The following is a 9,529-nucleotide window of genomic DNA, read 5'->3' on the forward strand; positions in this document are numbered from 1 at the left end:
TCCTGAGCCAGCTCCAGAAAAGCTCCCATACGACGAAACTTTTGGTAGCGCTCCTCCCGCAACTCCCGCCCGCTCAGGGCAGAAAGTTCCTTGAGATGTCGTAGGAGCGCCTCCTTTAGGGTCTGGGCAGCTTCCAGAGGAGCGCGGTGGGCGCCGCCAACCGGCTCTGGCAAGATCTCGTCGATCACCTCCAGTTGCAGCAGATCCTGGGCAGTAATGCGCAGGGCGGCGGCGGCTTGGGGCGCTTTCTTGGCATCTTTCCAAAGGATGGCCGCACAGCCTTCCGGCGAGATCACCGAATAAACGGCGTGCTCAAACATCAAGATGCGATCCCCAACGCCAATGGCCAAAGCCCCGCCGGATCCCCCTTCGCCGATGACAGTGCAGATGATGGGGATCTCCAGCCGAAACAGGGTCTGCAGGTTGGTGGCGATGGCCTCCCCTTGGCCCTCAGCCTCTGCCTTGACTCCCGGATAGGCCCCCGGCGTATCGATAAAGGTCAAGAGCGGCAGGCCAAAGCGGTGGGCGTGCTCCATCAGCCGCAGCGCCTTGCGGTAGCCGGCGGGGTTGGGCATGCCGAAGTTGCGGTGGATGTTGTCCTTGGTGTCGCGGCCTTTTTGGTGGCCCAGGATCATCACCGGCTGATCCCCCAGCTTGGCCAGGCCGCCGACGATGGCCGGATCGTCTTGGCCGTGGCGATCCCCGTGCAGCTCAAACCAGTCGTCGCAGATGGTCTGCACATAGTCCAAGGTGGTGGGGCGGCGGGGATGGCGGGCCACCTGCAGCCGCTCGACAGGCGTGAGCTGGCTGAAAATCTCGCGGCGCAGCTCTTCGGCTTTGGCCTCCAGCTGGCGAATCTGCTCGGAGGCGTCGATGTCGTTTTCTTCGGCCAAGGCCCGAATTTCCTGGATGCGCTGTTCGAGGGCGGCAACGGGCTGCTCAAACTCCAGCAGCAGTCGGTCGGTAGCTTTGGTCATGAGCAGTTGAAGTAACCTTGAGTTAAAGTGTGAGGCTGATGCGGGTCACAGCTTTTGAGGTGGTAGGCTGCTGAAGGCCAGGAGCCACTCGCATGGCGGCGCGTAGCGCTATCTTCTCACATCCGGATTTTCTAAGCTAGAGAAGGCCCTCTTCTGGCTCCGCTCAAACCTGTGTTTTCCTCCTCCCACTCCTCTGCACCTCTTCCCCCCTGGCTGCGCTGGGCGGTGGTGGGATCCGTCGTCCTGGCCATCGCAGGGGGCGCCTTTTGGCACTACGCTCAGCCGGAGCGGCAAATCCGAGTCCACACGCAAAGGTTGCTGCAAGCTGTAGAACGGCGAGATTGGGCCCAAGTAGAAAACTTAGTGGCCGCCACTTATCGCGATGGCTGGGGCTTGGACAAAGAGCAGGCACTGGCCTACAGCCGCGAGGTCTTCGGCCAGTTTTTGCGCCTGCGCATCCGGCCTCAAGAGCTACAGGTGCAGCTCGGCCCTGGGGATCAAGGCCAAGCCACCCTCTGGTTTATTATTGAGGGATCCGGCGGCCCTCTGGCCAACCTGACGCGGGATCAGGTAAACGCGCTGGAACAGCCCTTCCGCCTGGACTGGCAGCGGCGGGATCCCTACCGTTGGGAGCTAGCCCGCGTCGAGAACCCGGCACTGGAGCTACCCCCTATCCCCGCTCAGGGACGGACAGACCAAAGATGAGGGTCAAACACCAACAGGGGGAGCCGACCCTCGGCGGGCGGGATCCATCCCACAATGCCTCGTTGGCGGCCTTGGGCGGCGTAGCGGCTGGGGAGAGGTTGTACCTGAGAAGCAGCTAGGCGGCGCAGGATTGGCTGACTGGGAAGGGGCAGGGCCATCGTTTTCGAGTTATCGACCTGATTGGGTGGGCCGTCCTCACAACTGCCCGCTTGCAGCAACAGAACTCCCTGGGGCAGAAACGGGATCCCGCGGCCCAGCAATAGACGGCTGGTATCCAAAAGCTCAAGGCCGTCCTCCTGAACAGATTGAAAGTCTTGCCAGGCCAAAACCCGTCGCGCCCGTTCAATGGGTAGACCAAAACAGTAGGAGCTCAGTTGAAAGGTAATCAAGGTTTGCTGGTTTCTCAGGTGCTCCTGGCGGGCCAGACGGCGCAAGCGCAGAGGAGAGAGGAGGGCCATGGTCTACCTCGCTACCGACAATATCGGCGGGGCCGGCTGCAGCAGATCCCGTAACTGTTGGATCAGCTCCTGTTCCTGAAAGGGCTTGGAGAAATAGGCGCTGGCTCCCAGCCGTTGGGCCAATTGGCGATGTTTCTCGCCGCTGCGGGAAGTCAGGATGACCACAGGGAGCTGGCTATACAGGGAGTGGCCACGAATCCGGGCCAACAAGCCAAAGCCATCCAGCCGCGGCATTTCGATATCACTGATCACCGCTTGGATGGGAACTCCTTTCTCAAGCCGTTCCCAAGCCTCTTGTCCGTCGCGGGCTTGTTCAACCCGAAACCCCGCCCTTTCCAGGGTTATGGCCAAGAAGCGGCGCACGTTAACTGAATCTTCCACCACCAGCAGATGGGGCTGGGCGGCAAACCTGGACTGGGGAAGGGGATCCCTTGCTGGCCGGCAGGGCCGATCCCGCTGGGCCAGCAGCCAGCTTAGGAGGGCAGGCGGATCCACGAAAAGGGCCATTCGCCCATCCGCCAAAACGGTGCAGCCAGAGAACCCCGGCGGCAGAGGCAGACCTCCCTCCACCGGACGCAGGGTGACCTCTTGCTCCCGCCAGAACCGATCCAGCAACAGACCGTAGGGCTGGTTGCCTTCCGCCACCAACAGCACCACAGGTCGGTCGAGGAGGGGGGTCCCATCCATTTCCTGGACAGGCTGCCAGCGGGCAAAGCGAAACCAACGCCCTACGGGGATCAAAGGAACCTGCTCTCCCTCCCAAAGGAAGGCATCGGCAGGAAGCTCAGGAGCCAGCAGCACCTCTTCCACTGCGTTGGCCGGAAAGGCCAACATCAACCCCCGGCACTCTGTTAGCAGCACGCGGCTGACGCTCAGGGAAAGAGGCAGAGTCAGGGTAAACAGCGTACCCTCCCCCGCCCTAGATTCCACCTGAACCTGCCCCCCAATTTGTTCCAAGTTGGTGCGCACCACATCCAAACCCACCCCCCGCCCCGAGAGCTCGCTGACTTGCTCGGCGGTGCTGAAGCCCGGCTGGAAAATGAGCTCAAGCAGCTCCTCCTTGGAAGCCTGATCCAAGTCGGCGGCAGAAAAACCCATTTGCAAGGCCCGGGCACGCACCTTGTCCAGAGAAATCCCTCTTCCATCGTCGCGTACCGTAATGAAGGTGCGGTTGCCCCGTTGGCTGGCGGCAATTTCAATCAGCCCTTTGGCCGGCTTGCCCCGAGCCAAGCGGGTGTCCGGATCTTCAATGCCGTGGTCGAAGGCGTTGCGCACCAAGTGCAACAAGGGATCCGCCAAAGCTTCCAAAATCGAACGCTCGATTAGGGTGGATCCCCCCAGAACCCGCAGCTCCACAGGCTTGCCATGGGCTAAGCTCAGCTCCCGCAGTGCCCTGGGAAAGCGATCCGTCAAATCCGACAGCGGCTGCATGCGCACCTGGTCGAGACGCATTTGCATTTGCCGGGAGAGGCGGCTGAGCTGGCGGGCGCTGCCCTCGGTCTCCTGCAGCGTGGTGTCGATATCGGCGGTAACCTCGTCAATTTGCACGATGGTCTCCATCATCTCTTGGGCCAAAAGGTGCAGCTCCCCATAGCGATCCATCTCCAAGAGGTCAAAGGTATCGACCAGGGTCAGGCCGGGATCCCTTGCTTGTGATAGCAGAGAGGCGGGCACAGTGGCGGCGACGCGGTCGTAGCTGCTGCGCAGGCGGCTGTTGGTTTCTTCTAGGGTGCGAACCCGCTGTTTGAACAAGTTGGCCAGCTCCCGCAGCCGCTGCAGGCGGCTGTTGAGGCGGTTGCGCTCACTCGTGAGCTCTCCCAACAGCTCCCCCAACTGTTCTAGAGGGCGAGCCGGCACCCGTAGCATCTCGGCGGGGCTTTTGGCCCTGGCTGGAATTGCATCCGGCAGCTCGGCAGTGGCCCCTGGGGGGGGAGGGGCTTCTGCTGCGGAGGAGACCGGAGGCTCTGCCGCATCCCAGGAGCTGGGGAGAAGATTCGTCTGGCCCACCAGCACTAGGGCCTGCGAGTGTCGCCAAGCCTGTAAAACCGCCTGAGCAACGGGCAACACCTGCTCTTTCTCAGTTGGCGGCAGCGCTTCCAGAGCCTGGGCTGCCGAGCTGCACAAGCTGACAAAGGCAGGCAGATCCAACATTTCCCCCAGCGCCCCCAGCTCTTGGGCAGCGATGAGAAACTCCTCCCGCAGACAGGGCTGGTCGGGCGCGGCCAAAACTCCCTCCAGCCGCTGCAGGCAGGCTTCCACCTCCGTTTCAAACAGCAGTACCCGGATATCGCCCCCGGCTTCTGCAGCCAACACCTGCGCGGTATCTTCCGGCCGCAACTCTCCCACCTGCTCCCGCAGCCGCTGGAAGATGGGCTCCACTTTCTCCCTCAGCCAGTCTTCTTGCAACGGCTGCCTCTGCTGGTGGCGCTGGACAATTTGGCGCATGCAATCCAACGCCGCCAACAGGGTACGCTCTACTGCGGGCTTGGCTTTTTGGGGATCCACCTGCAAGATCTTGAAGCCGTCCTCCAGGCGGTGGGCCAGGTCGCTGAGCGCCGAAAACCCCATCATCGCCGCCCCACCCTTGATGGAATGGGCAGCCCGCAGCAGGCGATCCAAACGGGGGCGATCCAACTGCCGGGATCCCAGCCCCACTACCTCTGTCTCCAGGGTGTTGAGGTAAGTCTGGGCCTCCTCCAAAAACTGCAGCCTCACCAGCCATTCGCGCGGGTCGAGGCCATCGGGATTTGGCTCCATACTAGACTGCCTCCCCCACCTTGAAGGTGGACACCGAAGCCTGTAGCTGACGGGCAACCGCCACCGTAGCTTGGAGAGAGTTGGCCACCTGTTGCGAAGCTGACGCCGTTTGGGCGGCAATGTTGGCGATCTGCTGCATCAACTGCCGCACCGTTTGGGAGGTGTCGACCTGGGCCTCGGTGGAGCGGGCGATGGCCTGGAACAGTTGGTTCACCTGCCGCGAGACTTCCACAATTTGCCCTAGGCTCTGCTTGGCTGTTTCCACCAGTCGGGTGCCTTCCACCACCTGGCCGGTGCTGGTTTCCATCGCCTGCACCACTTCGCTGGTCTCCCGTTGGATCCCTTCCACGATGCGCTCGATCTCGCGGGTGGCCTCCGCCGACTGGGCGGCCAGAGCCCCCACCTCTTCGGCAACCACCGCAAAACCCCGCCCTTCTTCCCCGGCGCGAGCCGCCTCAATGCTGGCGTTTACGGCCAACAGGTTGGTTTTCAGGGCAATCTGGTTAATCAAGGACACCACCTTGGAGATCTGCTGGGAAGATTCCCCCAGCCGTTTCACTTTCTTGGCCGTTTCGGCCACCGTCTCCCGCAGTTGCAGGATGTTCTGTACCGTGCGATCCATGGTCAAGCTGCTGTCGGTAGCCGTAGTGGCAGCAGACTCAGCTACTGTGGCAGCCTGCTGGGCCTTATCGGCCACCTCCTGGATCGAGAGCGTCATCTGTTCCACAGAGCGCAAGGTCTCTTCAATTTGGATGGCCTGCCGGAGAGCCGCCTCGGCCAGCTCGCGAATGGCTGCCTCGTCCCGGCCAATCGATTGGTTGACTTGCCCGGCAGCCTGCTGCACTTGAATCACGATGTCGCGCAAGCTCTCGATGATGACGTTGAAAAAGTCTGCCATGATGCCAACCTGTCCGGCGGTTAGCTGCGCCCGCACGGTGAGGTCTCCCCGCGAGGCCTCTGTAACCTCGCCAATAAGCTGCAGCAGCTCTCTTTGCAGCGCTTCCGACCGCTCTCGTTCTTGGGCGGCCACGGCCTTTTGCTCCAGCGCCCCCAGGTTACCCAAAGCTTGACTCAGGCGGTTGGCCAGCTCGGCCAGGTTTTTCTGGTCTTCGTCAGACCAGCTCTGGCTTTGGGCGCGGCCTACGGCCAAAAAACCGTAAAGCTCATCGCCACGTACCACCGGCGCCACCATCTCGGCTTTTAATTGGATTGTGCCCAACATCTGCAGGTGGTCGGCGCCCAGGTCTACCCCAGGCACCGGGCCAAAAGCGTAAACTTGCCCACTGTGGAGAGCCTGCTGGAGCGGAGCCGGGATCCGGCGGAGGAAGGTGCCCAAGGTGTCAGGCAGGCTGCTGTCGCGGGATTCAGCAATAACCTGCGCCTCTTCGGGAGCGGTCAGGCGATAGAAGGCCACTCGTTGGGCACCAAAGCGCTGACGCATCTCGCCCAACAGCTCGCTCAGGGGATCGATCAGCTCTTGCTCTTGGCGAATCCGGGCAATATCGGCAAACCGTTGGGCCAGCCGGGTATCGGAGACTTGTCGCTCGTAGGTGGCGTTGCGTTCCCGCACAAAGTTGCGCACCAGGATCAAGATGATCCCCCAGCTAACCAGCAGGATCGGGAAGCTGGTAGCCGAAAGGATCAAAGCCCCCAACAGATCCCGCTCGTAGAGCCGGACGCTGCTCTGAATGTTGCCGCGAATGGCCTCCAGGGTTTGGTTGATCCCTTCGGCGTAGATGCGCTTTTGCTCTTCGTACTCGGGGCTGTGCAGCAGGTCAAAGGCGCGTTCTTGCTCGCCGGCTCGAATCAAGTCAAAAGCCTGCACCTCCCACTCCACCAGTTTGATGTTGGCTTCTGTCGTTTTGGCTGCGTAGGCCTCGTAAGAAGCGGGATCCAATCGCTGAATCTCCGCCAGCACCTTATCCAACTGAGGTACATAGCGGTTGTAGCGCTCTTCCCAGGACAGATCCCCGCTGGCAGCAGCCATGCGGGCAGACATGGTCAAGACTTCATCCAAATAGATCACCTGATCGCTCAGGTTTTGCAGGGTGAACTGCCGCGAGATGGAAGGCTCGAAATCGAAGTAGGTGCGGGCTACGCTGCCGGCAGAAACGGCAAACAACAGGGAGCTGATGCCCAGCGGGAGACTGATCGCCAGAGCCAGACGGGATCCGGCGACTTTACCCTGGGGTCGAGAAGAGGGGGCCAACTTGAGGAAGAGGGGACGGAAGGAGACCATAGAGTTTTACCTATAGCTAGGAGAAAACGGTTGAGAGGGATCAAGGATTGGCTTGGGAATAGGCCGAGTTGAGCCTTTGGAGAATGGCAAGGGGGCTGAGTACCCAGAGAGTCTCTTCCTTTTCCTTTTCCCAGACCAAACCACTGCAACAGTCGCAGAGACTATCCAGCCGGAACCTATCTTGGACGGGTTGAGCTTCTGCTAGAGGCTGGATCTGCTGGCTGACCACTCGAGCCACCCCCCTCACTTGTTGCACAGCCAGGCCCAGCCCCCCACATTCTGGGCGCATCACCACCAGATGGTATTCGGGCTGCCCAACGTCCAAAGGCTCCAGGCCAAGAAACTGTCCCAGATCCACGCCCCAGAGGATGCGGTTGCGATAGTTGAACAAGCCCAGCACCCATGCGGGCTGGTTGGGGAGAAGAGTAAAGTGCTGTGGGGCAACAATTAGCACTTCCTGGGCAACTGTCATGGGCAAAAGGGCCCGACAGTCCACCCCCAACTGGAGATGTAAGTACAATTCTCCGGTGCGGACGGCAGTAGAGCTTTGGGAAGAAAAAGAGGTCGCCAGCATCTTTGCTCTCGCTCTGCAACGTCTAAGGCCCAACCAGACTGCACCCCAGAACCACGACCGCAACTTGGACTCAGCAAGGGAGATTCGCTGCAAAAAATCCCGAGACTCAACTCAGCAGCACCGACTTCACGGCCCGCACAATGTCCTCGCGGCTAAAAGGCTTGGTCAGATAAAGGTCGATCCCTTGCTTCATGCCCCAGAGTTTGTCCAGCTCTTGATTTTTAGAAGTGCAGGCCACAACGGGCAACTTTTGGGTCTCCGGGTTTTTCTTGATTTGGCGGCACAACTCCAGCCCGCTCATGCCTTCCATGACCAAGTCCGTCAGCACCACATCGGGTTTGTCGCTGCGGATCTGCTGCAATGCCTCTTGGGCGCTGGCCACTGCCACCACTTGATAGCCTTCTGCCCGCAGGTAATCGCTGATGAGCTGGCGCTCCGAGGCCACATCTTCCACCACCAAAACTTTCACCATGATCGACAACTCCTTTGTTTTTCAACCACCGTAAGCTTAAGGTGCCCCTAGGTAAGATAGCGAAACACCATCTGCAGCAATTCTTCCTGCCGAAAGGGCTTGGTCAGGTAATCGGTAGCACCGGCCAAGCGCGCCTTAACCCGATCGATCAGGCCTTTGTGGCCCGTAACCATCACCACCGGCACATCTTTGAGTACAGAGGACTTGCGGATAAGGCTGCACAATTGGTAACCGTCCACGTTGGGCATGCCCACGTCCAGCAGGATGAGATCCGGCTTGAGAGTGGTCAGCTTCATCAAGGCTTTCAAAGAGTCGCTGATGGTGTGGATGACCAAGTGGTGCCCTTCCAGCAACCGCTGCAGCTCGCTGAGCATGGCTTCACTGTCGTCAATACAAGCCACAACCCAGGTTTTCGAGACTGGGGGGGATGGGCCCAGATCCGCAAGCCCGTTGGCCAGTTGGAGAGGCACGGTGGGGGTTTCTGAGGGCTGCAATTCTGTCTCAAGCCTGGCCGCGTAGGTTTTGGGCAGCCGATCAAAGGGGGGCTGGGGATCCCGTAGGACAAGGATGCCGGCTTGGATCAAAGGATGTAGGCGGCGAGCGATCCGCAGGTCGTCTTGATCGAGAAGAGCGCTCAACTGGCGGAAGCTAAACCCCTTCAGCAACCGGCCCAGACGTTCCTGTTGCTCGGCGGGAAGGCGTTCTGCCTGAGCCCGGCTGGCAAAGTAGGGCCGTTGGTAGGGGGAGGTGATCTCAGGCCCCAAAGATTGCCAAGCCTGTAGCCGCTTTTGGGTCAGATCGAGCAGGGATCCCACCTCCCACTGACCCAGGGTGGGCACCGTGTCCAACGGGATGATCTCCTGCCGAAAGCTGGTTGGAACCAGCAACAGATTTTGCAGCACCTCCTCGCTGATCCAGGTGTTCAGCCGACGCGCAGCTTCCCAAGGCAGCAGTTGTTCCGTCACCATCCAACTCAGCCCCAGAAGGTCTGCGGGCAGAGGTCCCGTCTCCTGAGCCAGCAGCGCTTCCACCTGCCTATGGATACGCAGGCAATTTTGGCGGGTCAGAGAAAAAACTTGATGGCTGAGCCGACGCAGGTGGCGGTCCAGTCGCTCCAAAGGCTCGAAGCTGTGGTGTGCAAATCCCAGACGACCTTGGTGGAACACCAATGACCAAGTGTCCAGCTCCTCGCTTCTGTCCAGAGCACTGCAATACCGAACAACCCCTGTGAAACCAGCCTCCACCTTCAGCAAATGGTCAGAGACTTGCGTACAGACGTTGGGGCAATTCATCGGCGGAGAGGACATGCTTGGGCAATTTTCTGCGCTGAGATTGACAATATCGGTG

8 protein-coding genes are annotated in these 9,529 nt (G+C 60.4%); 1 reads left to right on the forward strand and 7 read right to left on the reverse strand.

Annotated features, from left to right (window positions below):
• A partial coding sequence (locus NW857_RS00135; RefSeq protein ID WP_414333980.1) for an acetyl-CoA carboxylase carboxyltransferase subunit alpha occupies positions 1 to 977 on the reverse strand: 977 nt, incomplete at its 3' end.
• A gap of 171 nt (positions 978 to 1,148) precedes the next feature.
• Here NW857_RS00135 and NW857_RS00140 point away from each other — a divergent pair.
• Positions 1,149 to 1,682: a hypothetical protein gene (locus NW857_RS00140; RefSeq protein WP_414333982.1), complete on the forward strand. Its 534-nt coding sequence runs from the start codon at positions 1,149 to 1,151 to the stop codon at positions 1,680 to 1,682.
• Here NW857_RS00140 and NW857_RS00145 read toward each other — a convergent pair.
• From NW857_RS00145 to NW857_RS00170, 6 genes are all read right to left on the reverse strand, one after another.
• Positions 1,658 to 2,140: a hypothetical protein gene (locus tag NW857_RS00145; RefSeq protein ID WP_414333983.1), complete on the reverse strand. Its 483-nt coding sequence runs from the start codon at positions 2,138 to 2,140 to the stop codon at positions 1,658 to 1,660. The two genes, NW857_RS00140 and NW857_RS00145, sit on opposite strands and share 25 nt — an antisense overlap.
• A 3-nt stretch (positions 2,141 to 2,143) precedes the next feature.
• The gene (locus NW857_RS00150; RefSeq protein ID WP_414349151.1) at positions 2,144 to 4,897 is read right to left on the reverse strand and encodes a response regulator; all 2,754 of its coding nucleotides are present in this window, start codon (positions 4,895 to 4,897) and stop codon (positions 2,144 to 2,146) included.
• Between the two features lies 1 nt (position 4,898).
• A complete protein-coding gene (locus NW857_RS00155) occupies positions 4,899 to 7,136 on the reverse strand; it encodes a methyl-accepting chemotaxis protein (protein WP_414333986.1) in 2,238 nt (745 codons plus the stop codon).
• Positions 7,137 to 7,176: 40 nt separating this feature from the next.
• Positions 7,177 to 7,710, reverse strand: a complete 534-nt coding sequence (locus tag NW857_RS00160) for a chemotaxis protein CheW (RefSeq protein ID WP_414333988.1) — start codon at positions 7,708 to 7,710, stop codon at positions 7,177 to 7,179.
• A 106-nt stretch (positions 7,711 to 7,816) separates the two neighbouring features.
• Positions 7,817 to 8,182, reverse strand: coding sequence for a response regulator (locus NW857_RS00165; protein ID WP_414337355.1), 366 nt, complete (start codon positions 8,180 to 8,182; stop codon positions 7,817 to 7,819).
• Between the two features lie 47 nt (positions 8,183 to 8,229).
• The coding region (locus NW857_RS00170; RefSeq protein ID WP_414367655.1) for a response regulator at positions 8,230 to 9,529 on the reverse strand (1,300 nt) is incomplete at its 5' end.

The organism is Synechococcus sp. H55.9, from assembly GCF_047462355.1.
Lineage (GTDB): Bacteria > Cyanobacteriota > Cyanobacteriia > Thermostichales > Thermostichaceae > Thermostichus.